This window comes from Nonomuraea sp. NPDC005730, from assembly GCF_040630865.1.
In the GTDB taxonomy this organism is placed as follows: Bacteria; Actinomycetota; Actinomycetes; order Streptosporangiales; family Streptosporangiaceae; genus Nonomuraea.
Window position 1 is genome coordinate 1 of sequence record NZ_JBEXYK010000096.1, and the last position, 25068, is coordinate 25068.

General features: G+C 71.3%; 25 protein-coding genes and 1 pseudogene. 10 read left to right on the forward strand and 16 right to left on the reverse strand.

Annotated features, from left to right (window positions below; all coding sequences use genetic code 11):
* Positions 1–301: 301 nt before the first annotated feature.
* Positions 302–907: a DedA family protein gene (locus tag ABZ444_RS48890; RefSeq protein ID WP_358011603.1), complete on the reverse strand. Its 606-nt coding sequence runs from the start codon at positions 905–907 to the stop codon at positions 302–304.
* A 97-nt stretch (positions 908–1004) separates the two neighbouring features.
* On the opposite strand from ABZ444_RS48890, the gene ABZ444_RS48895 reads away from it, so the two are divergent.
* Both ABZ444_RS48895 and ABZ444_RS48900 read left to right on the forward strand, forming a co-directional pair.
* On the forward strand, positions 1005–1877 hold the full coding sequence (locus ABZ444_RS48895; RefSeq protein WP_358011606.1) for an enoyl-CoA hydratase/isomerase family protein: 873 nt from the start codon (positions 1005–1007) through the stop codon (positions 1875–1877).
* Positions 1878–1880: 3 nt separating this feature from the next.
* Positions 1881–2519 (forward strand): TetR family transcriptional regulator, encoded by a 639-nt coding sequence (locus ABZ444_RS48900; RefSeq protein WP_358011608.1) that lies wholly within the window; start codon positions 1881–1883, stop codon positions 2517–2519.
* A gap of 74 nt (positions 2520–2593) precedes the next feature.
* Here ABZ444_RS48900 and ABZ444_RS48905 read toward each other — a convergent pair whose 3' ends face one another.
* Complete coding sequence (locus tag ABZ444_RS48905) at positions 2594–3487, reverse strand: NmrA family NAD(P)-binding protein (protein WP_358011611.1); 894 nt, start codon at positions 3485–3487, stop codon at positions 2594–2596.
* Positions 3488–3516: 29 nt separating this feature from the next.
* Here ABZ444_RS48905 and ABZ444_RS48910 point away from each other — a divergent pair, with 29 nt between their 5' ends.
* The 3 genes from ABZ444_RS48910 (at position 3517) to ABZ444_RS48920 (ending at position 6112) form a co-directional block, all read left to right on the forward strand.
* Positions 3517–3837 carry a hypothetical protein gene (locus ABZ444_RS48910; RefSeq protein WP_358011614.1) on the forward strand — a complete coding sequence of 107 codons (321 nt, stop codon included), beginning with the start codon at positions 3517–3519 and terminating at the stop codon, positions 3835–3837.
* Between the two features lie 88 nt (positions 3838–3925).
* Positions 3926–4498 (forward strand): TetR/AcrR family transcriptional regulator, encoded by a 573-nt coding sequence (locus ABZ444_RS48915; RefSeq protein ID WP_358011616.1) that lies wholly within the window; start codon positions 3926–3928, stop codon positions 4496–4498.
* Between the two features lie 333 nt (positions 4499–4831).
* The gene (locus ABZ444_RS48920) at positions 4832–6112 is read left to right on the forward strand and encodes a lipase (RefSeq protein ID WP_358011618.1); all 1281 of its coding nucleotides are present in this window, start codon (positions 4832–4834) and stop codon (positions 6110–6112) included.
* A 225-nt stretch (positions 6113–6337) separates the two neighbouring features.
* On the opposite strand, the gene ABZ444_RS48925 is transcribed toward ABZ444_RS48920, so the two are convergent.
* The 10 genes from ABZ444_RS48925 to ABZ444_RS48970 all read right to left on the reverse strand — a co-directional run bounded on the left by ABZ444_RS48925 (position 6338) and on the right by ABZ444_RS48970 (position 14998).
* Positions 6338–6604 (reverse strand): hypothetical protein, encoded by a 267-nt coding sequence (locus tag ABZ444_RS48925; protein WP_358011621.1) that lies wholly within the window; start codon positions 6602–6604, stop codon positions 6338–6340.
* A gap of 167 nt (positions 6605–6771) precedes the next feature.
* Positions 6772–7653 carry an ABC transporter substrate-binding protein gene (locus ABZ444_RS48930; protein WP_358011624.1) on the reverse strand — a complete coding sequence of 294 codons (882 nt, stop codon included), beginning with the start codon at positions 7651–7653 and terminating at the stop codon, positions 6772–6774.
* Entirely contained in the window at positions 7653–8750 is a 1098-nt protein-coding gene (locus ABZ444_RS48935) for an LLM class flavin-dependent oxidoreductase (RefSeq protein WP_358011626.1), read from the reverse strand. Before ABZ444_RS48935 ends, ABZ444_RS48930 begins: the two co-directional genes overlap by 1 nt.
* Positions 8740–9528, reverse strand: a complete 789-nt coding sequence (locus ABZ444_RS48940; RefSeq protein WP_358011628.1) for an LLM class flavin-dependent oxidoreductase — start codon at positions 9526–9528, stop codon at positions 8740–8742. The genes ABZ444_RS48935 and ABZ444_RS48940 overlap by 11 nt, the downstream gene beginning before the upstream one ends.
* Positions 9525–10022, reverse strand: a complete 498-nt coding sequence (gene ssuE, locus ABZ444_RS48945) for an NADPH-dependent FMN reductase (protein ID WP_358011630.1) — start codon at positions 10020–10022, stop codon at positions 9525–9527. Before ssuE ends, ABZ444_RS48940 begins: the two co-directional genes overlap by 4 nt.
* Position 10023: 1 nt before the next feature.
* The gene (locus ABZ444_RS48950; protein WP_358011633.1) at positions 10024–11496 is read right to left on the reverse strand and encodes a hypothetical protein; all 1473 of its coding nucleotides are present in this window, start codon (positions 11494–11496) and stop codon (positions 10024–10026) included.
* Positions 11493–12203: an ABC transporter ATP-binding protein gene (locus ABZ444_RS48955; protein ID WP_358011635.1), complete on the reverse strand. Its 711-nt coding sequence runs from the start codon at positions 12201–12203 to the stop codon at positions 11493–11495. Before ABZ444_RS48955 ends, ABZ444_RS48950 begins: the two co-directional genes overlap by 4 nt.
* Positions 12200–13039, reverse strand: a complete 840-nt coding sequence (locus ABZ444_RS48960) for an ABC transporter permease subunit (protein ID WP_358011637.1) — start codon at positions 13037–13039, stop codon at positions 12200–12202. Before ABZ444_RS48960 ends, ABZ444_RS48955 begins: the two co-directional genes overlap by 4 nt.
* Positions 13036–14031, reverse strand: coding sequence for an ABC transporter substrate-binding protein (locus ABZ444_RS48965; RefSeq protein ID WP_358011639.1), 996 nt, complete (start codon positions 14029–14031; stop codon positions 13036–13038). The genes ABZ444_RS48960 and ABZ444_RS48965 overlap by 4 nt, the downstream gene beginning before the upstream one ends.
* A complete protein-coding gene (locus ABZ444_RS48970) occupies positions 14024–14998 on the reverse strand; it encodes an ABC transporter substrate-binding protein (protein ID WP_358011641.1) in 975 nt (324 codons plus the stop codon). The genes ABZ444_RS48965 and ABZ444_RS48970 overlap by 8 nt, the downstream gene beginning before the upstream one ends.
* Before the next feature lie 126 nt (positions 14999–15124).
* Between ABZ444_RS48970 and ABZ444_RS48975 the strand changes: the two genes are divergently transcribed.
* Complete coding sequence (locus ABZ444_RS48975; RefSeq protein WP_125629983.1) at positions 15125–15898, forward strand: IclR family transcriptional regulator; 774 nt, start codon at positions 15125–15127, stop codon at positions 15896–15898.
* 334 nt (positions 15899–16232) lie between these two features.
* Here ABZ444_RS48975 and ABZ444_RS48980 read toward each other — a convergent pair whose 3' ends face one another.
* Positions 16233–17069 carry a helix-turn-helix transcriptional regulator gene (locus ABZ444_RS48980; RefSeq protein WP_358011644.1) on the reverse strand — a complete coding sequence of 279 codons (837 nt, stop codon included), beginning with the start codon at positions 17067–17069 and terminating at the stop codon, positions 16233–16235.
* Positions 17070–17207: 138 nt separating this feature from the next.
* Here ABZ444_RS48980 and ABZ444_RS48985 point away from each other — a divergent pair, with 138 nt between their 5' ends.
* Positions 17208–17933 carry an alpha/beta hydrolase gene (locus ABZ444_RS48985; RefSeq protein ID WP_358011646.1) on the forward strand — a complete coding sequence of 242 codons (726 nt, stop codon included), beginning with the start codon at positions 17208–17210 and terminating at the stop codon, positions 17931–17933.
* 41 nt (positions 17934–17974) lie between these two features.
* On the opposite strand, the pseudogene ABZ444_RS48990 reads toward ABZ444_RS48985, so the two are convergent.
* Together ABZ444_RS48990 and ABZ444_RS48995 are read right to left on the reverse strand one after the other, a co-directional pair.
* Positions 17975–18076 (reverse strand): annotated as a pseudogene (locus ABZ444_RS48990) (hypothetical protein); the annotation flags it as partial.
* Between the two features lie 177 nt (positions 18077–18253).
* On the reverse strand, positions 18254–18751 hold the full coding sequence (locus ABZ444_RS48995) for a DUF6461 domain-containing protein (RefSeq protein WP_358011649.1): 498 nt from the start codon (positions 18749–18751) through the stop codon (positions 18254–18256).
* A 438-nt stretch (positions 18752–19189) separates the two neighbouring features.
* On the opposite strand from ABZ444_RS48995, the gene ABZ444_RS49000 reads away from it, so the two are divergent.
* Positions 19190–20707, forward strand: coding sequence for an RtcB family protein (locus ABZ444_RS49000; RefSeq protein ID WP_358011651.1), 1518 nt, complete (start codon positions 19190–19192; stop codon positions 20705–20707).
* A 428-nt stretch (positions 20708–21135) separates the two neighbouring features.
* Here ABZ444_RS49000 and ABZ444_RS49005 read toward each other — a convergent pair whose 3' ends face one another.
* A complete protein-coding gene (locus ABZ444_RS49005; protein WP_358011654.1) occupies positions 21136–22431 on the reverse strand; it encodes an alpha/beta hydrolase in 1296 nt (431 codons plus the stop codon).
* A 492-nt stretch (positions 22432–22923) separates the two neighbouring features.
* Here ABZ444_RS49005 and ABZ444_RS49010 point away from each other — a divergent pair, with 492 nt between their 5' ends.
* A complete protein-coding gene (locus ABZ444_RS49010; RefSeq protein ID WP_358011657.1) occupies positions 22924–24156 on the forward strand; it encodes a sensor histidine kinase in 1233 nt (410 codons plus the stop codon).
* Entirely contained in the window at positions 24153–24854 is a 702-nt protein-coding gene (locus ABZ444_RS49015) for a response regulator transcription factor (RefSeq protein ID WP_358011659.1), read from the forward strand. The genes ABZ444_RS49010 and ABZ444_RS49015 overlap by 4 nt, the downstream gene beginning before the upstream one ends.
* The last annotated feature ends 214 nt before the right edge of the window (positions 24855–25068 follow it).

The window sequence follows — 25068 nt, forward strand, 5'->3', positions numbered from 1 at the left end:
CTGATCAGGTCGCACCACCAGTCGAATCGCTGGTCGGGCGGCAGGTCCGTGCTGTGCAGGGTGACGATTCCCAATTTCACCTCTCACGACATGATGGCGAGCCGCCGGACGCCGGTCCGATGTGAAGCGAGAAGCGCTCCATCGATCCGGCTTGGGCGGCGTGTGTGCCTCCGGCCACGTCAGTCGCCGGCTTGAGGAGGCCGTAGCGGCGGCGTCACGCAGGCGTCGCCTGGTGGTCATGCCCGAACGTTACAGCCCGATTCCGGCGCCGATACCCCGTCAAGGTGTGGGTGCCGGATCTTCAGGACTGTTCTGAACGGCGTCGCACAAGCCGTCCGATCTCGCCGAGTGTGATCACGACGGCCACGAGGACGAGCGACACGACCAGTCCTCGCGCCGGTGAGTCCTGGAATGCGGCGCCGGTGAAGTAGCCCAGGCACGCGCCCGCGACACCCCAGATCAGCGCGCCGATCGCGTCGAAGGGCGCGAAGGCGCGCCACGGGTAGCCGGTCATTCCGGCGGTCAGCGTGGTGATCGACCGTAGGCCAGGAAGGAACCGGCCGATGACGACGATGACCCCGCCGCGACGGTCGAGGAGCCCGGACAGCCAGGTGACAGCGGTATGGCGTTTCGTCTCGGGCCGCAGGCGGCGCAACACAGGTGGGCCGAGGCGTCGCCCGATCAGGTAGCAGATGTGATCGCCGACGAAGGCGCCGGCGGCTGCGACCAGGGCCACCAGCACCACGTGAGGACGGCCGGTGGCGGCGAACGCTCCGGACAGGAGCAGGACGCCCTCGCTGGGCAGGAGGGGCAAGAAGCCGTCCAGCGCCGCGCACAGGAACAACACCAGGTAGAGCCAGGGTGAGATCGCCAGGTCACGGGCGAGGCCGAGCACAACGTCAGTCATTCTTCCTCCATCATGATACTAGTCTCAATTGAGACTAGTATCATGATGGAGTCGGTGGGACACCACGACCAGCACTCCGATCAACAAGGAGCACCACATGCCAGAGCACCTGTCACCCTGGGACGGCCGAGTCACGCCGACGCCATTCGAGGAGTACTCCAAGAAGTACGAGGAGTTCTTCGTGATGACCCGCCGCGACGGAATCATCGAGCTGCGGATGCACACCGACGGCGGGCCGTTCAAACACAGCTGGATCGGCCACAATGCCTGGCACCAGGCGTGGGCGCAGGTGGGCAACGACCCGGAGAACGAAGTCCTGATCATCACCGGCACCGGCGACCGCTGGCACACCGGCGACCCAGCCGAGCTGTGGCACACCCCGTTCCCGCAGTGGAGCACCGACAGCCAGCTCAAGATGTACGGCGACATGGTCAAGCTGCTGGAGCACTTCGTATCCGCCATGGACATCCCGACCATCGCCGCCGTCAACGGGCCGGGTACGCACTGCGAGTTCGCTACGATCTGCGACATCACCCTCTGCACGGAGGACGCCGACTTCTTCGACCCGCATTTCCTGGGGGGCGGCGTACCGGGAGACGGGATGGGGCTGACCCTGCAACACACGCTCGGCACCAAGCGCGCGTCGTACTACATGTACACCGGCGAACCGATCGACGGCCCCACCGCGCTCCGGCTGGGCCTGGTCAATGAGGTGCTGCCACGCGAACGCCTGCTGCCGAGGGCCTGGGAGATCGCTGAGATGATGATGGGGCGACCACGGGCCTCACGACTGCTCACCCACGCGATCGCCAGCAGGCCGTGGAAGCGCGCCTTCGTCGACGACCTCGGTTTCCACACCGCCCACCAGCTTTGGGGGATGGCCATCGGCGAGGCGGGGCAACTCGACAAGCTGCAACAGATGACCGAACGGTTCCGCGCCCCGCGGACGGGCGAATCCAGCCGGGAGTGAACGATGGCGAGACGACGGCCGGCCGGCGACACCAGCCAGGTGTCGCTACGAGAACGCAAGAAGGCCCGGGTCCAGGCCTCGATCCAGCGCGAGGCCATGCGCCTGTTCGCGGAGAACGGCTACGAGAACACCACGATCGACGAGATCGCCGAAGCCGCCGACGTCTCACGGGCGACGTTCTTCCGCTACTTCCCGACCAAAGCCGACCTCGTCTTGCATGACATCGCCGACGTGATGGTGATCGACGCGCTCCCGCAGCATCTGGAGGCGTCGGCCCTCGTCGGCGCGTTGCGTCAGGCGATCACCTCGCTCATCGACACCGCCACGCCTGAACAACACACGCTCAACCGGCAACGCGAGGAACTGCTGCGCAGCGTCCCCGACCTGCGTGCCCGAGTGCCCGGCCAGATCGCCGCCGCGCTACCGCTGCTCACCGAAGCCCTCGCGCGGCGTCTCGACCGCCCCACCGACGACATTCACCTCCTGACCGTCTCAGGGGCTGCCATCGGAGTCGCCATCGCCGCCTGGAACGCCGCCGCGAACGACCTGTCCGAAGGGTTCACCCAACGACACCGGCAACTGCTCGACGACGCGCTGGCTCACCTCGAATCCGGCCTGCCGTCCCCGGGCGCCGACAGCTGAACGCCGCCAGGGGAAGGGAGTTCGACGTCCGCGCCCGGCTGGTGGGCAGGTCTGCCGGCGGTTCCCTCAAGCTGTCAGTCGCGTTTCCGGGCGGCGGTGTACCTCTCCGCGCCCTCCCGCTCCAGCCAGGCGGCGAAGGTCATCAGGCCGGGGTGCCGCTCGCGCAGGGCCGGAATGTCGGCGTACCAGCCGCCTCCGTGGTTGGCGAACTCGTAGCCGGCGATGGCGTCATGGCCCTTGTCCAGAAGGACCTCGCGCGGAATGGGCCGGTAGGTGATCGGCTCATGCAGCACCTGCTCCATGACGTGCGCGATCTGGGTCATGGTGAGCTCGTCGCCCGCCAGTTCGAGGGTCTCGCCCACGTACTGGGCGGGGTCGGCGAAGGCCAGGGCGGCGAAGGCGCCGATGTCCGTACCCGCGATGAGCTGCACCGGCACATCGGGGAAGATGACGTCGGCCAGCACACCGTCGTGGGTGCCGAAACGCGGATCGACCTGGTTGTCCATGAACCGGACCGGCCGCAGCACCGTGGTCGGCGTGCCAAGCCGCCAGGCATGGGTCTCCAGTTCCGCCTTGCTCTCCCAGCGGCGAATGCCGTGGCCGGCGTCGGCGGCGCCGACCGAGGCGTAGACGAGATGCTCGATGTGGGCGTCGGCGGCCGCGTCCGCGACATTCCTGCCCAGCCGCAATTCATCCTCGACGGTGAAGTTCGGTGGCGTTCCCGGGTAGCCCGCGGTGGGCTGGACGCTGAAAACGCCGTACACGCCGCGGAACGCGGCGTCGAGCGAGGCGCGGTCGTCCATGTCACCGTGCGCCAGTTCGGCACCCGCCTCGGCCAGCGCGCGGGCGCTCGCCGATTGAGTGTTACGTACCAGGGCCCGCACGCGCCACCCGGCCCCCAGCAGCGCACGGGCAGCCGCACCGCCCTGGGTTCCGGTGGCGCCTGTCACCGCGACGATGTTCTCCACCAGTTACTCCTTGATCACGTTTCGAACAGTTGGTGCGCAGGGCCGAAGCCCAGGTCGTCCACCAGGCGCCGCTTCCACGGACGCTGGAGCACGGCGTGGGGTGCGGCATCTTTGCCCGCGCCGGTGTAGAGCGCCATGGCGCTGCGCTTGAGGCCGAGGAGTTCCTGAAAGACCAGGTGCCGGCCGCCACCCGGCACCGCGCCGGCCCGGACTCGCGCAGGTCCGGCTCCGGTCCGGCCATCCAGGACCCGCCGCCGGTGTGCATCCGCAGCAGCAGCACACCGTCACTCCGCTTCATCGCGAAGTGTTCGGCGTACGTGCTCGCGTACTCGGCCAGTTCGGCCACATGAACCTCCCTAGCTAACCGGGGAGATTCCCCGGTTAGCGGCCTGCGCTATGATATGGGGACTATCCCCGTTTATGCAATCTGGAAGTACCGTGACCCAGCCAACGGCCAAGCCCATGCGGGCCGACGCGGCGCGCAACTACGAGCGCATCCTCGCCGCCGCGAGATCGACCTTCGCCGAACAGGGATCCCAGGCGCCGCTCGACGAGATCGCCCAGCGGGCAGGCGTCGGGAACGCGACCCTCTATCGCCACTTCCCGACCCGGCAGGCCCTGCTCGAAGCCGTATACCGCGACCACGTCGGGGCCCTGTGCCGCCAGGCCGAGGCACTGCTGTCGTCCGCCTCGCCCGGCGAGGCCCTGATGTCCTGGCTCAAGGCCGTCGTCGCCCAGGGCAGTACGACCCGTGGCCTGGCCGCCTCCCTCATGGCTGCAGTGGGAACGCAGGAGGAGTCATGGTGCCGCACGGCCATCGTCACCTCGGTCACCGCACTGCTCACCCGAGCCCAGCAGTCGAACGCCATCCGCCAGGACGTCACCGCCGGGCAACTGCTCAAATTCGTCAACGCCATCGCCCTGGCCACAGAGACGGAACCCGACCGAGACCAGCAGTCCGGCCATCTCCTCGACCTCCTCCTCGACGGCCTGCGCTCCACACCCGGCTGATCCGCAAGCCGGGATGGACCGCGTGACCTCTCCCGACGCCCTTCGAGCTCGCTGCCCGCATCCCGCGCAAGGAGGTCCTGCACGGGGAAGGGTGGTGGCCGTGCGTCCGCGACAGAACCCTATGGCGGCTGCTGTACGAGACCTGCGCCCGCGCAGCGGCGATCGTCACAGTGTCGAGGAAGAGCACGGCGATGGTGCCGCTCCCCGGTGAGTGGGTCAGGGATGTCCCTGGTCATACCCCGAGATCACGTTCGCGGCCTGTCGCTGTCATCGTCGTGACGCCAGTATCAGTGGATCATGTTCGGAATCTTGGACCGCTGACGAGGGAGCCAGATGAGCGCATGGACACCCGGCCTGACACGCCGCTCAATGCTGGCGGCGGCTGGAACGGTGGGACTGTTATCCGCCATCACCGGGACGGTTGCGGCAGACCGCCGCACCGCCGACGCCGCTTCCAGGACGCAGGCCACACCGACGGCCGTCGGGCACCGCAGGGGCCGGGTTCAGCTGACCCTGCCGGCACCGACTGGCCCTCATCGGATAGCAACGACCTCGCTGCATCTGATCGACCGTTCACGTCGGGACCCGTGGACTTCGCCACCCGCGCCACGCGAACTGATGATCAGCCTGTGGTACCCCACCCGGAACGCCGGCGGCCACCGGCGGGCTCCCTGGCTCTCACCAGCGGCGACAAAGCTGTACAGGCAGCAGACCAGCCGCAGCCTTCAAACGTCGATGGACGACGTCGGCTTCCCGCTGACCCATGCTCTCCAGGACGCCCCCGTCAGGGCGCGCCGCCGCGGCCATCCGGTCGTGCTCTTCTCCCCGGGGTACGCCGCGATGCGCGAGCTCGGCACCACGCTGGTCGAGGACCTGGCCAGCCGAGGTTACGTGGTGGTCACCATCGATCACACCTACGAAGCCCAGATCGTGGAGTTCCCCGGCGGGCGGCTCGAGGTGAGCCGGCAACCGGCCCGGCCGACCGATGCCGACTTCGCCACGGCACTGCGGGTCCGCAACGACGACACCAGGTTCGTGCTTGACGAACTCGCCAGGCTGAATGCCGGGGGGCATCCCGATGCCGGACACCGCCAGTTGCCCCACGGCGTGTCAGGCTCCCTCGACATGTCCAGGATCGGCATGTTCGGACATTCGCTCGGCGGCGCCACGGCCGCGTACACGATGGCTGGAGACCGCCGGATCCGGGCCGGCGTCGACCTGGACGGCAGCATTGTCGCCGCCGCCACCACCGGCCTTGACCGCCCCTTCATGCTGATGGCCAGCGCCAGCCATGGACGCGACACCGACCCGTCCTGGGCACAGTTCTGGTCGCACTTGCGCGGCTGGCGTCGCCATCTGCGCCTGCGCGGCTCCGGACACCACACCTACACCGACCTGGCCCCACTGGTGCAGCAACTGGCCAAGACCCTCCCGATTCCGCCACAGGTGGTCGCCGCCATGACCGAGCGCATCGGCACGATCGACGCCGACCGGGCCGTCGCCGCCCAACGGGCCTACCTGGGCGCGTTCTTCGACCTTCACCTGCGCCACCATGACAACCACCTGTTGTCCAAGCCGTCCCCGCGATACCCCGGCATCGAGTTCGTACCCTGAACCGCCTCTCCCTTCTCGGATCCCAGCGCGAGCGTGCAGTCGGCCAGACCGCCGCGGATCGCGTTCGCCGCCAGGTAGGGCGCGGTCGACCCGATGGCGCAGTTGTCGTTCACGTTCGTGATGGGGATCCCGGTCAGGCCGAGTTCGTAGGCCGCGCGCTGGCCCGAGGTGACTCTCCGAACATGAACCCGCCGTGGGCCTGCTCGAACGCGATCCCGGCGTCGTTCAGCGCCCTGGTACCGGACTCCTTGGCCATCGCGGCTTGCGGCGTCCAGGCTTCTCGAACTTGGTCATTCCGACGCCGATGACGTAGACCTTGCTCACGATCTTCTCCTCGACCATGCTCGACAAGATTGTCTTTCGACCCCACCCGAATACAGCTCGCCGGTTGCCGACGCCGTCGCGGCGCTGCGGGTACGGGGTCATGCCCCGTACCCGCCGGTCGATGCGACCGTCTTCAACATGGCGGATGCCGTGGTTGGCGGCGCGCACGCTGCGATGGCCTGATCAATTGAGCCCTGCGTTGGCGTTGTCCGCTGAGAGTGACGGTCTCGATGAAGTCGCAGGCCAGTCCGGCGCCGGCTTGCGAGCGCAGGACGTGCCGCCGTGATCGAAGGCCGTCCTCTCCGCTGCCGCGTGGGCGGCGGAGAGGACGGGAGTCACCGGGTTCGCGTCACCAGCTCGCCGATCTCGGGGAGGACGGCGTCCGCGACCGTGATCTTCCGCTCGATGAGCCCGTTGGCGTGGAACAGGTCGGCGGCGTGCTGCTGCTCGGCGACGAACTCCGCGCTGACCGGGTGCAGCCCCCACGGGCGGGTGCGCAGCGCGTGCTCCCACGCGTCGAGTTCGCCGTCGAACAGGGCCGCGGCCTCGCGCGGGTGCTCCTCCGTCCAGCGGTCAGCCCGCTGCAGCGCGGTGACGATCCTGGCCAGCTCCGCCGGCTGTTCCCGGGCGAAGTCGCGGCGGGTGAACCAGAGCGAGCGGTGGCTGAACAGGCCCTCGGTCTCCACCAGCGTCCGGGTGCGCGACTCGACCGGCGTCAGGTACGGGTAGGAGCCCACCCAGGCGTCCACGTCGCCGTTCACCAGCAGCTCGGCGGCGTTGCCGTAGGCGTCCACCGGGACGATGTCGCCCCACCCGAGCCCGGCCCGCTCCAGCGCCAGCAGCAGCAGGGTGGTCTGCCAGGAGCCGTGCCCGAGCGCCACCCGCCTGCCCTTCAGCTCCGCCACCGAGCCGATCGGGGAGTCGTCCCGCACCACCAGGCGGCCGTTCTCGACCCGCGGCCCCGATATCGCCACGTACACGATGTCGTGCCCCTTGGCCTGGGCGGTGACCGGGGGCGTGGAGCCGGTGCCGATGAAGTCGTATCCGCCGTCGAACAGGTGGTCGCCGTGGGCGGACGGGAGGGCTCTGGTGGGATCGACGCGCTCGCCCCGGCCGAGGGCGTTCAGGTCCACCCACTCCACGTCGGGCAGCAGGTCCAGGTGGCGGGCCACCCAGAGCGTGTTGTTCTGCGGGAAGAAGCCGACCTTGGTGGTCATCAGGAGCGTCCTTTCAGTAGCGGCAAAACGTGGCGGCCCACGCGGCGGGCCTCTTCGAGATGGGGGATCCCGGCCAGGACGAGCGCGTCCACCCCGAGGTCCAGCAGCCGGTCGAGGCGGTCGGCGACCTGGTGGTAGTCGCCGACCAGGCCGAAGGCCGGGCCGTCGCGCAGTTGGCTGAACCCGCCCCACACGTGCGGGGCGACCTCCAGGGCGCGGGGGTCGTCACCGGCTCCGGCGAGGAAGGCGCGGCTGCGTCGCACGCCGACGGAGTCGCCCTCGCCGGCGTCGCTCTCGCGCGGCCGGGCCCGCCAGCCGGCCTCGATCTCCGCCCACGCCTCCTCCTCGCTCTCCCGGGCCAGCAGGTCCACCCGCACGGCGAACCGGGGCGGCGTGGCACTGTGCGCGCGCACCGCGTCGAACTTCTCCTTCAGCGCCTCGAACGGCTCCAGCCAGGACAGGTAGTAGTCGGCGTGCCGGCCGGCGGCGTCGATGGCGGCGGGGGAGGAGCCGGAGAAGAAGATCTCGGGGAACGGCTGCCCGGCCAGCTCCTCCGGCAGCCCGGCGTTCTCCACCTGGTAGAAGCGGCCCCGGTGGGTGTGCCCGCCCTGCCAGACGCCCTTGAGCACGTCCAGGAACTCCGAGGTGCGCGCGTAGCGGTCGTCGTGGTCCACCTTGTCGCCCCACCAGAGCTGCGCCGGGCCGCCGCCGCCGGAGATGACGTTGTAGACGATCCGGCCACCGGTGGCCCGTTGCAGCGTGGCCGTCATCCGGGCGGCCTGGACGGGGTGCAGGAAGCCGGGCTGGAAGGCCACCATGAAGCGGTACGACGTGGTCTCGCGGGCCAGGGTCGCGGCGGCGGCCCACGGGTCGTCGGTGTGCGGGAAGTTCGGCAGCAGCCCGCCGGTGAAGCCGCTGTCCTCGGCGGCCCTGGCGACCTCGGCCATGTAGTCGGCGTGGCTGTAGCCGTCGTCCCGGCCGTCCCTGGTGCCGGGGGCGGTGCCGCCGGGGGCGAAACCGCCTCGGCTGCGGACGCGGCGGCGCAGCGAGGGCTGGTCGCCCTCCATGTGTATGCGCCAGTAGATGTCAACGGTCAACAGACCGCTCCTTCACGTGCTCGCCGAGGCGGTAGACGTCCTCGGTCTGGAGGAAGAACTCGGTGACGCCGAGCGCGGCGTACTCGTCGGCGGCCTCGATCGAGGGCAGGTGCACGCCGTAGCGCAGGCCGGGCAGCTCGGGGATGAGGGCCGCCAGGTCGTCACCGGCCGCGAAGACGTGCACGTCGGCGTGGCGGCGCGACAGCTCCAGGGCCTCGGGCGAGGCGCCCGACAGGTGCACCTGGGGGAAGGGCGGGGACGACAGCGGCGCGCCGAAGCCGCCCTTGACCACCTCGTAGAAGTCCCCGGCGAAGTCGAACGGGCCGCCGCCCCAGACGCCCTTGGCCACGGTGAGGAACTCGTCGGCGCGGGCGAACCGGGCGGCGCCGGTCAGGAAGTCGCCCTGCGCCCTGGCCACGGCCGGGTCCAGATCCACCGCGAGCCGCCAGCCGAGCCGTCCGGCGGAGAAACGCTGCAGGGACGCCGAGAGCTTGGCCGCGTAGACCGGGGTGGCCACGGCCGGGTGGAACTCGGCGACGACCCGCAGGTGGCGGGTGCGGCGCAGGGCGTTGGCGGCGACGGCGAGAGATTCCTGGCCGGCGGGGTCGAAGGGCGATAGCGCGCCCGCCCACCCGGACAGGTCCGCGGCCACGGCGGCCCGCCCGGCGGGGTCGGCGAGCGCCGGCCGCACGTCGGTGACGAAGGCCGGCAGCTCGGCGGGGGCGGGGCTCGTGGTGGGCAGGACCAGGTGGAAGCGCGCGGTGCGGTGCGCCGTCATGCCGCCGCCCCCAGCGGGACCTCTTCCAGCAGGGCGTCGATGCGCGGGAGCAGCTCCCCGGCCAGCGGCTCGATCTGGCTGTCCAGCACGAACAGGCCGCGCGTGACGTGCCGCGCGCCGAGCACGCTCAGCACCGGGCGCAGGGCGTAGTCCACGGCCAGCAGGTGGGCCGGGGTGCCGCCGGTGGCGATCGGCACCACCGTCTTGCCGGCGAACGCGCCCTGCGGCAGGACGTCCAGGAACGCCTTCAGCAGCCCGGTGTAGGACGCCTTGTAGATCGGGGTGGCGACGACGATCGTGTCCGCCGCGGCCACCTGCGCGGTGGCGCGGGCCAGCTCGGGATGGGTGGTGTCGCCGCGCAGCAGGGCCTCGGCGGGCAGGTCACGAAGGCGCAGTACGGTGGCGGGCCGGCCCAGCCGCCCGGCCAGGTGGTCGAGCAGGCGTACGGTGCGCGAGGCGGCCGATGGGCTGCCGGAGATGAGCAGGACGGACATGTCAGATCTTTCCTAGGGGTTCAGCGGAAACGGGCGGCGTCCGGGCCGGCCGCGGCGACTGGCCCGTCTCGTCGAGGAAGCCGGGCGGCGGCAGGTGGTACGGCGGCTCGGCGCCGGCCGGCAGGAGCGCGGGCTCCCGCTCGCGGGCGTCGAACTCCGCGCCGACCGCCGCCAGCGTCTCGGGCTGCTCGACCAGCGTGACCGCCGCCGTGGCCAGGTAGCGGGCGGCGGCCAGCAGCCCGGCGTGTGCGATCGGGGTGCCGGTCGCCGCGGTGGCCGCCCACGAGTGCAGGGGCACCCCGAGCGGCACCACGGCCGCGACCAGGCTGAGGTGCGGCGCCGTCCAGCTCACCTCGGAGGTGTCGCTGGACGGGCCGCCGAGGTCAGGACCGGCGGGCGGGCGCAGCGGCAGCACCTCGCCGGCCAGGCCGGCAGGCGGGCGGCCGATCGCCGCCTGCAGCCGCCGCGCGAACGCGTGGTCGGCGTCGGTGAACGCCGGCGGCCCCAGCTCGCTCATCGTGTGGTGCAGCAGCTCGGCGCCCGCCCGGTTGCCGAGCCCCTGCCTGATGGCGGTGACCAGGCGGTGCTCCAGCCGGGTCCCGCTGCCGGCGGCGGCGGCGTGGGCGCAGGTCACGACCTGGTCGTAGAGGGTCCTGGCGGCGGCGGCCGTGGACTCGCGTACGTAGACCCAGACCGTCCGCAGGTCGGGGGTGACGTTGGGGGCGCCGCCGCCGCTGATCGTGTAGCTGACGCGGCCGGAGGGGGAGACGTGGCCGGCGCGCAGGCGCTCGACCATCTCCGTCAGCAGCAGCGCGCCGTCCAGGCCGCTGCGGGTGCCCAGCGGGTTCGAGCCGTGGCCGGGCGAGCCGAGGAAGGAGAACGTGGCCGAGTACAGGGCGCTGGTGACGTCCCAGCCGGTGCCGGTGACGGGGGCGGGGTGCCAGTCGAGGAAGGCGTCCAGCCCGTCGTAGGCGCCGTCGCGCACCGCGTACGCCTTCCCGACCAGGTGCTCCTCGCCGGTGGACGCGAACACCTTGATCGTGGCCCGGCTCCCCAGTGCCGTGGCGGCGGCGATGGCCGCGCCTGCCGACGCCGCCGCCAGGGCGTTGTGGCCGCAGCCGTGGCCGGGGCCGTAGGCGGGGGCGTACTCGTCGCCCTCGAACACGACCGGTTCGTGCCGGGCCGCGCCGGCCCGCTGGGACAGGCCGGGCAGGGCGTCGTACTCGACGTTGAAGCCCAGCACCGGCCCGCGGTCGCCGTGGGTGGCGACGAACGCGGCAGGCAGGCCGGCCGTGCCCCACGCGATCGTGAAGCCGTGCGCGCGCAGGAGCGCGGCGGTGGCCGGCGCCGAGCGCCATTCGCGCAGCGACGGCTCGGCGTAGGCCCAGATCCGGTCGGCGAGCCCGGTCAGCGCGGCGGCGTTCTCGGCGATCCAGCCCGTCGCCGTCATGGCCCTGCTCCCGGGCGCCGTCATGGCGCCGCTCCCGCGTGGGCGTCCACGCCGAGGTCGGCGAGGAGCCGGCGGCGCAGCTCGACGAAGTCGGGGTCGGTACGGCCGCGCGGCCGGTCGAGCTCGACCCGCACATCGGTGACGAACGTGCCCGCGCGCAGCACCGCGATCCGGTCGGCGAGCAGGATCGCCTCCTCCACGTCATGCGTGACCAGCACCACGGCCGGGCGGTGCCGGGCGCACAGCTCGGCGATCAGGTCCTGCATGTGCAGCCGGGTCAGGGCGTCCAGCGCGGCGAACGGCTCGTCGAGCAGCAGCAGCTCCGGCTCGCGTACCAGGGCCCTGGCCAGCGCGACGCGCTGGGCCTCGCCGCCGGACAGCGTCGCGGGCCAGGCGTCGGCATGGCTGCTCAGCCCCACCTCGGCCAGGGCCGCCAGGCCCTTGGCGCGGGCGGCGCGGCCCTGCCCGATGATCACGTTGGCGAGGGCGCGCTTGGACGGGACGAGCCGCGGCTCCTGGAAGACGACGGTGCGCACCGGCGGCACCAGCACGCTGCCGCCGCCGGCCGCGTCCAGCCCGGCCAGGATGCGCAGGAGCGTGGTCTTGCCGGTGCCGCTCGCGCCGAGCAGCGCCAGGAACTCGCCGCGCCGCACGTCCAGGTCCACCCCGTCGAGCACGGCCCGCTCGCCGAAGACCTTGCGCAGCCCCCGGGTGCGTACGGCGAGGCTCATCGGATCGTCACCGCCCTGCGCCAGGGCATCGTGACCCGCTCGGCCAGCCGCAGGGCCAGGTCGGCGGCGAGCCCGATCACCGCGTACAGCAGCACGCACAGGGCGAGGATGTCGGTGCGCAGGTAGTCGGTGGCCCGGGCCATGAGGTAGCCGAGCCCGGCCGTCACGTTGATCTCCTCGGCGGCGATGAGCGCGATCACGCTGAGCGTGGTGGACAACCGCAGCCCGGCGAAGATCGACGGCAGCGCGCCCGGCAGCACGACCTCGCGGGCGATGGCCAGCCGGCCCAGTCCGAACGAGCGGGCCGCCTCGACGACCTTGCGGTCCACGTTGCGCACCCCGCTGGAGACGTTGATGTACATGGGGAACGTGCAGGCCACCCCGATCAGCAGGATCTTGGACGCCTCCTCGATCCCGAACCAGACGATGAACAGCGAGGTCAGCGCCAGGAACGGGATGGCGCGCAGGGCCTGCATCGAGGAGTCGACGAGCTCCTCGCCGAGCCGGGTGAAGCCGGAGACGACGCCCAGCGCCAGCCCCGTGGAGGCGCCCAGCAGCAGGCCGAGCCCGGCCCTGGTGACCGACACGCGCAGCGCCTCGGGAAGCTGGCCGTCGGCCCACAGCTCGCCGAAGGTGTCGACGACGTCCTGAGGGCCGGCGAGCACGTCCTGGGTGAGGGCGCCGGTGGCGGTGGCCGCGTACCAGGCGGCGAGCAGCAGGACGGGGCCGGCGGCGCGCAGCGCTAGCGTGACGGCCGGGTGGCGGCCGGACGTGCGCGGCGGCTGGGGCGCGACGAGCCCTTCGACGCCGGCCTCCGTGTGAGTGGCCACGCTCATGACCGCGCGCTCCCGAGCGTGTTCACGTCCACGACGTGCTGGGAGACGTCCAACGGCGCGGTGAGCACCTTCTGGTCGAGAAAGAACCTCGCCACGTCCTGATATTTCGTAATCTCGGCGGCGGTGACCGCCTGGACGGGCCTGCCCTTCTTCTGGATGCCGACCACGAGCTCCTTCTGCTCGCCCTGCACGGCCTGCGGGCCGGTCTGGGTGAAGACGTTCAGGTACGCCGCCGGGTCGGCGATCTCCTTGGCGCTGCCCTCCTTGATGAACGCGAACAGCGCCTTGACCACCTCGGGATGCTCCTGCAGCAGCTTGTTGGCGGCCACGTAGATCACGTAGTTGTCCGACTTGATCGCCTCGCCGTCGGCCAGGACGCGCGCGTCCAGATCGGTGACGGCGGGGATGAGGAAGGTGGAGAAGGTGGACCAGGCGTCCACCTTGCCCGAGCCGAAGACCGGCGCGGTCTGCGGCGGCGGCAGATAGACCCGCTTGACCTTCTCGACCGGCACGTCGAACGTCTGCAACGCCTTGAGCAGCAGATACTCGCTGGTGCCGCCGTGCCCGACGGCCACGCTGCGCCCGGCCAGATCGGCCACGGACCTGATCGGCGAGTCCTTCTTCACCACGATGCCCTCCCCGGCCAGGTCGGGCGGGACGGTGGCGAAGATCTTGAAACTGGGCTTGACGGCCAGCGCGGTGACGCCGGAGGTGATCGAGCCGGTGGCGATGTCGAGCGAGCCCGCGTTGATGGCCTGGGCGGCCGGGGCGAACACGGAGAAGTCACCGGCCCACTTGACCTTGGCGTTGACCTTGGCCAGGGCCGCGTCCAGGCTGCCGTCCTTCTTCGCGACGGCCAGGAAGCCGCTGTTGCCGGGGTCGGAGATGCGCACGACGACCTGCTCCTGGCCGGCGGCGCTGGTGGTGGTGTCCGGGCCGCCGCAGGCCGTGGCCAGGAGGGCGAACGGAAGGGCGAGCAGCAGCTTACGCATGGGTGACTCCTTGGAGCGGGGTGTGGTCGGCCCAGGCGGCGACGTCCACGGGTGATTCGAGGAAGCCGTGGCCGCGCAGGAAGCGCTCCTGCTCGGCCAGCAGATCGAGGCGTTCGGCGGACAGGTCGAGGTGGAGCGAGGCGCCCGGGCGGTAGGCCGCGGCCACGCCGGTCGCGCCGGCGCCGGTCTCCGCGGCCAGGATCCTGGCCACCTCGGACGGGTGCGCGGCGGCCCAGTCCGCGGCGCGCAGCAGGACGGCCAGGAAGCGGGTGACCACCTGCGGATGTTCGTCCAGCAGGCGCTGGTGGACGGTGATCGGGCGGGGGGTGCCGTTGTTGATCCGCGCGCGCCGGTCCGGCGCGGCGTCCAGGTCGATGCCCACCTCCGCACCGTGGCGCAGGGCGGCCTCGACGGCGAGCGCGCCCTTGACGTAGACCGCGTCCACCCGGCCGGCGGCCAGCGCGGCCAGCTCCGCCTCCCACTGGCCGCCGCCTGGCTCGGCCTCGACGTCCACCAGTTCGGCGTCATCGAGCCCGAGCCCGGCCAGGGAGAGCGCGCCGTGGAAGCCGCGCAGGGCCATGGCCCGCCAGAAGTCGATGGCGATGCGATGCCGGGGCGCCGCCAGCCGCAGGCCCTTGAGCTGCTCGGGGCTCTCCAGGGCGGTGCCGCCGCGCACCAGCACGACCTGCCGCTCCTCGATCCAGGTGAGCCCGATGAGCCTGGTCGCCTCGCCGCGCGAGCGCGCCCACAGCGCCGGCACGTTGCCGCCCTCGCGGAACAGGCCGGTCAGAGCATGGGTGTAGTGGGTCTCGCGGGGCACGCCGGGGTCGTCGTCCTGCAGCGAGCGGACCTCGATCCCGTCGCCGGCGAACTCTGCCGCCAGCCAGCCCTGGTCGGCCGCGATGCCTGTGGCGGTGGGGACGGGACAGCGGGTGAACCAGATGGCGTCGAGTGCGGCTGTGGTCATGGCCCAGAGTTTGCTTGTAAATTGGTAGGGAATGCAAAGATTGTCCCGCGATGCGGGAAGCGTTCCCGGCTGGACCGGCTCTCACCTGGTCCCCGATCTCCCTACTCGGAAGACGGAGTTTCCCGCATGGCAACAGACGACAGCGTCCAGTCGGTGCGCAGGGCGATCGGCCTGCTCGGTTGCTTCGGGGGCGGTGACGCCTCGCTCGGCCTGTCCGACCTGGCGCGCAGGATGGGGCTGTCCACCTCGACCACCCACCGCCTGGCCAGGACGCTGGCCGCCACGGGCTTCCTGGAGCAGGAGGCGCGCACCGGCCGCTACCGGCTGGGGCCGTCCATCACGGAGCTGGGGCAGCTCTCCTTCCACCGGCGCGGCCTGCACCGCATCGCCCCCGAACTGGCCGAGCTGGCCCGCATCACCTCCGCCACCGTGGACCTGGCCGTCCGCAACGACCGGCACGCGGTCATCCTGAGCGGCGGCTCGCTCAACCCCGACAGCGGCGCCGGGCTGCGCCGCCCCCTGCACTCCACGGCGCTGGGCAAGGTGCTGCTGGCCTGGGACCCGGAGGGCAGCGCCGACCTGGAGGCACTCGGCCCGCTGCCGGCGCTGACCGGCCGCACCATCGTGGACCACGCCGAACTGCGCGAGGAGCTGGTCCGCGTGCGCGAGTCCGGGTACGCGCTCAACGACGGGGAGTCGGGTGACGGCATCCGCACCGTCGCGGTGCCGGTGCTCGACCGGCACAACCACGTCCGCTACGCGCTGGCCGTGCGCTCCACGCCGCTGGTCATCAGCGACGCGCGGATCGACTGGTTCGCCGCGCACGCGCGGGCCTGCGCCCGCGCGCTGGAGGTGCTGCTGATCCCGCCGGCCGAGCGCCGCCTGCGCCCCTCCGCCTGAGTCACACCTTCCGCCGGCTCCCGCCGCAGCGGTGGCAGGAGCCGGTCGCCCTGGCGGACCAGCTCCGGCAGGTAGGGGGTGTCGGACAGGATGAAATGGGTGATGCCGAGGGCCTGGCAGTCGCGCAAGGACGCGGCCACGTCCGCGGCGGAGCCGGCCGGTCAGCTCGTGGCCGCGCCGGCGGCGCCGTACCGGCCGGGGTGGCCTGGGCGGTGAGCGTTTGGAGGCTGTTGTGGCCGGCGACGGCGTCGTCGCCCCGATGGCCGGGCCTCGTTGGGGATGGACCAGAGCAGTCGGGGGCTCATCGTCGTCCCTCCTCCAGATAACCCTGATCTCAGGGTGACTTTACGGGGAAAGGTGTGACGGAGGCGAGGAGCGCCAGCTTCTCGGCGCTGCCGGTGCCGGGGTCCGGGTGCAGCACGATGAGCGTCTGGCCCGCCGCGCCGCTCACGCCCAGCCTCTCCCGGTTCAGCCACAGCTCACCGACCTGGGGATGGTCGAGGCGCTTGGGCGCGCCTTCGCACGTGTTCACGTCGTGGCGGGCCCAGAGCCTGCTGAACAGCGGGCTGGCGAGGGAGAGCTCGCCGACGAGTTCGACGAACCGGGGATCGTCGATGTCGGCGCCGACGGACTTGCGGAAGCCGGCGACCATGCCCTGCGCGGCGTTCTCCCAGTCCGGGTAGAGAGCCTGCTCGGCGGGGTCGAGGAACACGTCCCGCAGGCGGTTGCGCCCCGCCACGAGCCGCGGCGACAGGGCGGACGCCGGCGCGTTGGCGGCCAGGACGTCGAAGGAGCGGCCCTCCACGTACGCGGGCAGCGGGAGCGCGGCGACGAGCTTGGCGATGCCCGTGGGAACGCTCTCCTTGCGGGGCCGCCGCCGTCGCCGCCGGGGATCGCCCGCGCCGAGGCGCAGCAGATAGGCCGTCGCGTCGTCGTCGAGCCGCAGCACGCGCGCGAGGGACACCAACACCTGCGCGGACGGGTTGCGGTTGCGGCCCTGCTCCAGGCGCAGGTAGTAGTCGGCGCTGATGCCGGCGAGCATCGCGACCTCCTCCCGGCGCAGGCCCGGCACCCGCCGTACGCCCACGGAGGGGATGCCGGCCTGCTCAGGAGTGACGAGCTCCCGGCGGGCGCGTACGTATTCGCCCAGAAGGTTGGATTCGCCGCTCATGCGCCCCACGGTAACGGCGCACGTCGGCGCGTGCCTGGCCCCCTCACCCCCAGGATCGCGAGGGCTCTGGCTGCGCCGGCGGACGAGCGGAAACCTCCTTCGGGAACGAACACCCCTTTGATGAGCGAGGAGCCGCACATGTCAACGTACGTGCTGGTACACGGGGCCTGGCACAGCGGACGATGCTGGGAGCGGGTGGTCCCGCTCCTGACCTCGGCCGGGCACCAGGCGGCCGCGCCGTCGCTGACCGGCCACGGCGACAGGGCCCATCTGCTCGGCCCCGAGGTGGGACTGGACACCCACGCCGGCGACATCGTCGAGCTGATCACCGCGAACGACCTCACCGACGTGATCCTGGTCGGCCACAGCTACGCCGGGCTGGTCATCTCCTCCGCCGCCAACCGCATCCCGGAACGCATCGCCCACCTGGTCTACCTCGACGCGATGGTCCCGGAGGACGGCGAGAGCGCGGTGGACGTGCAACCCGTCACCCAGGCCCTCATCGACCGCGCCGCGCAGTCCGGGACCGGCTGGCGGATCCCGCCGATGCCCGAGCTGCCGCCGCCCCTGGGCCTGTTCGGGGTCACCGACCCGGCGGACGTGGCCTGGCTGCGGGCGATGCTGTCGGACCAGTCGGCGCTCTGCCTCCAGCAGCCGGTCCGGCTGGACAACCCCGCCACGCACGCGATCCCGCGGACGCACATCCACTGCGTCGCGGGCGTACCGGAGGGCATCACGCGGCGGTCCGTCCCGGCGACGCAGCCCAACGGCAGCCCCGCACAGGTGTGGGAGCTGCCGACGGGCCACGACTGCATGATCACCATGCCGGGCGAGCTCACCGAACTGCTGCTCAAGCTGGGGTGACCCGGTGGCCTGGGGCAGACCGGGATCCGGTTGCCGTGGAAGCCCGTGGGGATGCGCACCGGGAGGTGCACCTCGGCGAGCGGGGGCGCGGCCAGGTCGGCGGCGTCCAGGATGGCCAGGTGACTCGTACCGGTGCCGCGGTCGTGGGCGAACGTTCGTCCCGCGTTCGCCGCCGCCGGTGAGGTCGTAGGCGTAGATCTCCGACCGCTCGGGCTCGGCGTCCGGGGAGAAGCTCGTCCTGCAGCCGTGACGGTGGGGCAGCCCGGCGTCGATCTCCCGCCCGGTGAGGCGACCCGCCGGCCGGAGAGCTGATGTCACGCTCACGTCGACCGTGGTGGGATCTTCGTTGAAGATGTCCCCGGTTCGTCCAGTTGGAAGTGCAGGTCTCGCATGAGCGGGTCGAGCGCCGTGGGGTCGGCCCCGGCCCGCTGACTCGGCCAGACGAGGTTGAGTCTGACCACCGTGATGCCGTCGACGGCCCAGTCCAGACGATGACCGCTGGCGCATTCAATGTTCAGCAGGCGCGTTCCGTGCGACGCCTCCTGGATCCAGCAGAAGTCATGCGGAGACCAGTCGAACATGAAGGCCTGCACCCATCCGTCGGCAGCGCCGGCCCACATGCCAGCACGGCCGCCACCGAGACCGGCGACGTCGTCCAGGCCGCACCGGTGAGCATTGTTCGGATCGGCGCCGAGCCGCCGGGCCAGCTCGTTGCCACCCATCCCTTCGGCCCACACGATGTGGAAACCCGGATATTCGGCCGCACCCTCGAACCCTCGGGTGGCCAACAGGTCGTAGAGCTCGGTGGGTTTCGGCATGTGATATCTCCGCGATCAGGGGGAGCAGGCGCCGGCCGAATCCTTGACGCTGACCCAGAACTTACTCGTCCGGTTCAGGCGGTAACGCGCATAGAAGAGCCATAGATCTCGCCCTGCCGTTGAATCGCGTGACGTTGTCACCGGACGTACCGAGGCATTGGTGTAGAGGATCCACTTCAGGCTGACGTACTCCCGTCCTCCGGGCCTTCCCTCGTGGACTTGATGGCGGGTGGACAGCGCCGGCATCGCCTCCTCGGCGGAGGCGTAAATCCGTGGTGTGGGCGGCGCGTGCCGTACTACAGTCGGGCACGCCTTCACCTCGCGGCTGCTGAACCACGAGGCCCGCGGCGGCGGCTCCGGTCCGTCGCCTTCTTCGGCGCGATTTCGGTCGTGCCCGCCCCTTGCATCGCTTTCAGCAGCCCGAAGGACTTCACCATCATGCGCACCCGTCAGGACCGCCGTCTCCTGCGCCGCGACGAGCACTGGCTCACCCTCCCGAACCCTTGGGACATCCCCGTCGACATCTGTGCCGACGAACGTGTGCCTCTCGAACCGGCCGCCGTCGACGAAGTGCTGTCCGTCCTGGAGACCGCCGACACCCTCGACCGCCTCGCCGAGGCCGTACCCGGCCACGACGGTCCGCTGCCCCGCCTGGTCCGCCTCGTCCTCACCCCTGACTTCCACAAGGGCGCGGGCATCCCGATCGGCACGGTCATCGAGACCGAGGGCGCGCTGCTCCCGCAGGCGGTCGGCAACGACGTCAACTGCGGCATGCGGCTGGAGGTGACCTCACTCACCGTGGAGCAGGTACGGCCGCGCCTGGAGGCCCTGGAACGGCGGCTGCGGCACTTGTTCTTCGAGGGCGGCCGCCGCATCGCCCTCACTCCCGCCCAGCGGGAGGCACTCCTGCGCGACGGGCTCCCGGGCCTCTTGCTCACCGGCGACGCCCCCTGGCGAGGTCACCAGCCGACCGACACCGAGGACTGCCTTGACCGCATGCACGCTCGGGCGCACCCGACCGGTACCGCCGAGGCGTTCGCCGACTGGATCACCAGCGCGGGCGGCACCGAGGCCGCCAGCCATGACAGCCTCATCGGCAGCATCGGCGGCGGCAACCACTTCGCCGAACTGCAGTACGTGGCACGGGTCCACGATCCCGCCGCCGCGTACGCGTGGGGCCTGACGGCGGGCGCGGTCGTCCTGATGGTGCACAGCGGCTCACTGGCGCTGGGACACCAGGCCAACGCGACGGCGCTGGACCGGCTGCGCCAGACCTGGCCGCCGGGGTTGTCGCGACCCCGCAACCGGATCCTGCCGTTCCTGCTGAACGAGCGCACGGCCGCCGCCCGGCGCCGCTACCTGGACGCCTTCGGCAACGCCGCCAACTTCGCCTCGGGCAATCGGTTCTTCCTCGCCCTCACCATGCGGGCCGGACTCGCCGCCGAATGCGGTCAGATGACGGCGCGCCTGGTCTACGACGCGCCGCACAACCTGTTCTGGCAGGAGGAGGATCGCGTCATCCACCGCAAAGGCGCGACGCCGGCGGGTGGTCACGAGCAGATGAGCGGCGGCCCGTACGCGATCTGGGGCGAGCCCGTGATCGTGCCCGGGTCGATGGGAGCGTCGAGCTACCTGCTGCGGGGCCACGGCAACGCTCGCACGTCGGCCAGCGCCTGCCACGGCGCCGGACGGCGAGTCCCGCGCGGCGCCACCGCACGGGCCGGCGACCGCGACCTCGACGCGTTCCTACGGGAGTTCCGCGTGGTCACGCCGCTGGACCACCGCGATCCGGCCGTGGCGCGCCGCGCGGACGTGATGGCGGCCTGGCGGCGCGACCTCAAGCAGGAAGCTCCGTGGGCGTACAAGGACATCGGACCCGTGGTGTCGAGCCTGCACGCTGGAGGTGTGGCGGACCCGGTGGCCGAGCTGCGCCCGCTCCTCACCGTCAAGGGCTGACCGCATTCCCGCGCATGGCATCGGCTGCGTGTGGGGCGCGAATGTTCGGTGACTGCGTCCGATCTGCGGGTTCGCTGAACCCTGTGTCGCTCGAGTACTGAGTTATGTGGTTTGAGCTGTGGTTGCCCATTGTGGTGGTATCCGCTGATGAACACCCCGACCGCCGGCTTCTTCCGGCGGTACGCGGCGGGCCTGCCGCTCCTGGAAGGGCCGCGGCTCGGGTCCGTGTCACCAGCCGCACAGTAGTTGTGAGGGAAACCAGAACCACGGCAGAGGGGACAACCGCCCCTGATCCATGGCGTTCGCCCTCGCGGCACCGGCGCGGAAGGCTTCCCCAACGAGCCGATCACGGCCGCGATCGGGGTGCGCGTCGGCCCGGGCGCGGATCTTGCGCACCGCCGTCGCTGACCCCAGGGGGCGCGAACGTGTCAGACGGCCGGGCGGCCGCAGGTGACGTCCTTAACGGGCAGGACACCGTCGACCAGGTAGCTGGTGACCTTGGTGTCGACGCAGGCGTTGCCCGCCGCGAGGTAGACGCCGTGGCGGAAGGCGCCGTTCAATGTGATCATGCGGGAGCCGGTCAGCGCCCGGTGCATGGCCTGCTGGCCCGGATAGGGCGTCGCGGGGTCGCCGGCCGCGCCGACGATCAACGCCGGTACGGAGTTGCCGATCCTCGTGGGCGCTTCAAGCGGCTTGACCGGCCAGAACGCGCACGGGGTGATGTTGCGGACGAGCGGCCCGAACAGTGGTTCGGCGGTGCGGTACCGCTGGATGTCGCGGTAGTAGGTCTCCGGGTCGCGGGGTGCGGCCCGGTCACCGCACAGGATCGCCGTGCCCGCCCGGTCCGAGGCCTCTCCGGCACCGGTGAACAGGCCGTCGAGGAATTCCTTCAGCGAGGCGGGCGGCGGTGTCCCGCCGCCGCGGCTCAGCGCCCGCGCCTCCTCGGCGAGGACGGCATAGGACTGCGGGCCGTCGCTGTAGAGGCGTACGAACAGCCAGTACGGCACGACATGGGCATCGACACGGTATGCGCCGATCTTCACGGGATGCCGGTTGATCTTCTCTACGGTCGCCAGGACGGCGTCACGTGTCCCGCCCAGCCCGTACTCCTTGTCATGTGATGCGGCCCAGGACGCCCAGCGCCGCAGCGCGGCGTCGATCGCGGGGGCGGCGCGTGAGAGCATGCGCGGGCCGTACACCCGCGGGTCGACGGCGCTGTCGAGCACCACCCGGTCGGCCCGCGAGCCGAACATCTGCAGGTAGGTCGCGCCCAGGTAGGTGCCGTAGGAGTAGCCGAGGTAGGACAGCTTCTGCTCGCCGAGCGCGGCCCGGATCACGTCCATGTCGCGTGCGGTGTTCCTGGTCGTGGCGTACGGCAGGGTCTGGAGGTTGCCCTTGGCGCAGCCGGCCGCCAACTGTTCGGCGAGGCGCACCCCCTCATCGAAGGTACGCCGGTCGGGTCCCGCCGAGCGGAGGAAGGTGTCGGTCTGCCACCGGCAGCTGATCGGTGTGCTGCGGCCGACGAATCGGGGGTCCATGCCCACCAGGTCGTAACGGGCCGCGACCTCGGGCATCTCCTTGCCCAGGAGCGTCATCGAGAGGCCGGCGCCGCCCGGCCCGCCGGGGTTGAGCAGCAGGACGCCGCGGCGCCGGGAGGAATCGGTGGCCTTGATCCGGGAGAGCGCGATGGAGAGGGTCCGCCCCTGCGGTCTGCGGTAGTCCATCGGGACCAGAACGGTGGCGCATCGAGCACCGGCGGCGTCCATCTGTTCGCCCATCTGATCGCCGGGTCCGGTTGCGCAGGCGCGCCAGGTGATCGTCTGATGGTGGAAGCGGTCCAGGGGGGTGGCCGCCTGCGCCGGTCCGGCGGCGCCCAATCCGATTCCGGCCGTGAGTGCTACTGCGGCAGCCGTTCCACTCTTGATGAGGAGCATGCGTCATTCCTTGGTGAAGGGGTTGTTTCCTGCGGATCCAGCACGCGTCGAATTTCGACGCTCCGGTAGTGATGTGTCCGGTCTCAGGGGCGCCCCTGTTGATCATTGATCACCGGCTGTATCCAAACTAGGGGCCTGAGCAGCCGTTGGACATCGTGCGGAAGGTCGATCCGGGCCCTGCCACCGGCACACCAACCGCCCGCTTCTCTGCAACCGCTGCCCTAACGACGACTCCTCCCAAAGGAGGACAAAGCAGGTCACGCTCGCGGCTACCTTCGTCTCATGAACGTGGTGCGACGATGGGGCCGCTGGTGGCGCGGCTTGCCGGTGATGGTCGCCGACAGCCTGCTGGCCGGTGTGTCGACCGCGCTGGCGGTGACGCAGGCCGCCTTGTCCGCCCATGACCCGGTCGTGCTGGCGTACCTGCTGGCGGTGCTCACCAGCGCGCCGCTGGTGCTGCGCAGGCGCCACCCCGTCCCCGTCCTTGCGGTGATCACGGTGGGCCTGATCGGCTGCGGCCTGGCCGGCTATCCCAACGGATTCCAGGCCCCGCCGGTGCTGGTCAGCCTCTACACCGTCGCGGCCTACCGCCGGGAGGGCTACCGCGACGGCGTCCTGGCCCTGGTGTTGATGGCGGGCATCCTCGTTCCCGACCTCATCAGGTCCGGGCTGACCTTCGCGATCGTCAAGAGCCTGGTCGAGAACGCGCTTCAGCTCGGCGCGGCCTGGGCCATCGGGGAGGGGGTGCGCAGCCGCCGGCTGCGCCACCAGGACCTCATCGAGCACGCCCGCCACCTGGAGATCGAACGCGAGGAGAAAGCCCGGCGAGCGGTCGCCGAAGAACGCGTGCGCATCGCCAGGGAACTGCACGACGTGGTCGCCCACCACCTGTCGGTCGTCTCGATCCAGTCCGGTGCCGGCGGCCGCCTGATCGACACCGAGCCCGACGCCGCACGCGAAGCATTCACCGCGATCGCCGCCACCACCCGCGAGGCACTGGCCGAACTCCGGAACATGCTGTCGGTCCTGCGCCTCACGTCCGACACCGGCGAGGACTCCTACGCCCCGCAGCCGGGGCTGGCCCAGCTGGACACGCTGCTGGAACGCTCCCGCCTGTCCGGCCTGTCGATCCGGCGGGAAACCTCCGGTCAGGTACGCCCGCTGCCGCCCGGCGTGGACCGGTGCCTGTACCGCATCACCCAGGAATCATTGACCAACGTGCTCAAACACGCCCCACACGCCGACGTGACCCTTACCCTGACCTACCAGCCCGCCGCGGTCACGCTGCAGGTCGGCAACAACGGCCCGGCCACCACCGGGCACAGCGCCGACGGGCACGGCCTGATCGGCATGCGCGAACGAGTCACCCTCTACGGCGGCACCCTCACCGCCGGCCCACGTCCGGACGGCGGCTTCACCGTGACCGCGCACCTGCCCGCCTCCCCACTCGCCGAGCCCGCTTTCGCCACGGCCCACCCGCAGCAGAGCGCACCACGACCCGGGGCACCCCGATGACCGGCCCCGACACCGACCGCGGGACCATCCGCGTCCTGGTCGTCGACGACCAGGCCCTGGTCCGCGCGGGCCTGGTCGCCCTCCTCCGCACCGACGCCGCTCTCGCGGTCGTCGGCGAGGCCGCCGACGGCCACGAAGCCATCGCCCAGGCCGCGGCGACCGCCCCGGATGTCATCTTGATGGACATCCGCATGCCCAACCTGGACGGCGTCGCCGCCACGCGCCACATCCTCGCCCAAGCCGCCGGCCCGGCACCGAAGATCCTCATCCTGACCACCTTCGACCTGGACGAACACGTCTTCGCCGCCCTGCGCGCCGGCGCCTCGGGATTTCTGCTCAAGGACACCCCCGCCGACCAGATGCTGGCCGCGATCGCCACGGTCGCCCGCGGCGAGGTGCTGCTGGCGCCCAGCGTCACCCGGCGCCTGGTCCACCATTTCGTCACCGCGCCCGAACCCAACCGGCGCCGGCCCGAGGAACTCGCCCGGCTCACCAGCCAGGAAACCGCCGTGCTCCACCTGGTCGGCCAGGGCCTGACCAACCAGCAGATCGCCACCCGCCTGAACATCGCCGAGGCCACCGTCAAATCCCACCTGGGCCGCCTCATGACCAAGCTCAAGCTGTCCAGCCGCGCCCAAGCCGTGGTCATCGCATACGAGACCGGCTTGATCGTCCCTGGAGCCGGAGACCGCACCTGATGCCCAGCAACCCACCGGTTCGGGAGCACCGGCGGCACCGACTACGACGGCCCGTACGACGGCAAGGAGCTCGACTCCATCGAGGTCGCCGGTGACCACGAGATCGTCTTCCGGCTGAAAGGTGACGAGTTTCCGCAAGGGGGCGCAGGCGGTGCTGGACCGCAACCCGAACTGGACGGCCGACAGCGACCAGGTGCGGTTCGCCGGCCCGGAC

Excerpts from the sequence above, each read along its gene's own strand:
- ABZ444_RS48970 (WP_358011641.1), bottom strand. The coding sequence starts at position 14,998 with ATGACCACAGCCGCACTCGACGCCATCTGGTTCACCCGCTGTCCCGTC.
- ABZ444_RS48900 (WP_358011608.1), top strand. The coding sequence starts at position 1,881 with ATGGCGAGACGACGGCCGGCCGGCGACACCAGCCAGGTGTCGCTACGA.
- ABZ444_RS48895 (WP_358011606.1), top strand. The coding sequence starts at position 1,005 with ATGCCAGAGCACCTGTCACCCTGGGACGGCCGAGTCACGCCGACGCCA.
- ABZ444_RS49015 (WP_358011659.1), top strand. The coding sequence starts at position 24,153 with ATGACCGGCCCCGACACCGACCGCGGGACCATCCGCGTCCTGGTCGTC.
- ABZ444_RS49005 (WP_358011654.1), bottom strand. The coding sequence starts at position 22,431 with ATGGACTACCGCAGACCGCAGGGGCGGACCCTCTCCATCGCGCTCTCC.
- ABZ444_RS48995 (WP_358011649.1), bottom strand. The coding sequence starts at position 18,751 with ATGCCGAAACCCACCGAGCTCTACGACCTGTTGGCCACCCGAGGGTTC.
- ABZ444_RS48965 (WP_358011639.1), bottom strand. The coding sequence starts at position 14,031 with ATGCGTAAGCTGCTGCTCGCCCTTCCGTTCGCCCTCCTGGCCACGGCC.
- ABZ444_RS48955 (WP_358011635.1), bottom strand. The coding sequence starts at position 12,203 with ATGAGCCTCGCCGTACGCACCCGGGGGCTGCGCAAGGTCTTCGGCGAG.
- ABZ444_RS48950 (WP_358011633.1), bottom strand. The coding sequence starts at position 11,496 with ATGACGGCGCCCGGGAGCAGGGCCATGACGGCGACGGGCTGGATCGCC.
- ABZ444_RS49010 (WP_358011657.1), top strand. The coding sequence starts at position 22,924 with ATGAACGTGGTGCGACGATGGGGCCGCTGGTGGCGCGGCTTGCCGGTG.
- ABZ444_RS48980 (WP_358011644.1), bottom strand. The coding sequence starts at position 17,069 with ATGAGCGGCGAATCCAACCTTCTGGGCGAATACGTACGCGCCCGCCGG.
- ABZ444_RS48940 (WP_358011628.1), bottom strand. The coding sequence starts at position 9,528 with ATGACGGCGCACCGCACCGCGCGCTTCCACCTGGTCCTGCCCACCACG.
- ABZ444_RS48890 (WP_358011603.1), bottom strand. The coding sequence starts at position 907 with ATGACTGACGTTGTGCTCGGCCTCGCCCGTGACCTGGCGATCTCACCC.
- ssuE (WP_358011630.1), bottom strand. The coding sequence starts at position 10,022 with ATGTCCGTCCTGCTCATCTCCGGCAGCCCATCGGCCGCCTCGCGCACC.
- ABZ444_RS48985 (WP_358011646.1), top strand. The coding sequence starts at position 17,208 with ATGTCAACGTACGTGCTGGTACACGGGGCCTGGCACAGCGGACGATGC.
- ABZ444_RS49000 (WP_358011651.1), top strand. The coding sequence starts at position 19,190 with ATGCGCACCCGTCAGGACCGCCGTCTCCTGCGCCGCGACGAGCACTGG.
- ABZ444_RS48930 (WP_358011624.1), bottom strand. The coding sequence starts at position 7,653 with ATGACCACCAAGGTCGGCTTCTTCCCGCAGAACAACACGCTCTGGGTG.
- ABZ444_RS48960 (WP_358011637.1), bottom strand. The coding sequence starts at position 13,039 with ATGAGCGTGGCCACTCACACGGAGGCCGGCGTCGAAGGGCTCGTCGCG.
- ABZ444_RS48975 (WP_125629983.1), top strand. The coding sequence starts at position 15,125 with ATGGCAACAGACGACAGCGTCCAGTCGGTGCGCAGGGCGATCGGCCTG.
- ABZ444_RS48920 (WP_358011618.1), top strand. The coding sequence starts at position 4,832 with ATGAGCGCATGGACACCCGGCCTGACACGCCGCTCAATGCTGGCGGCG.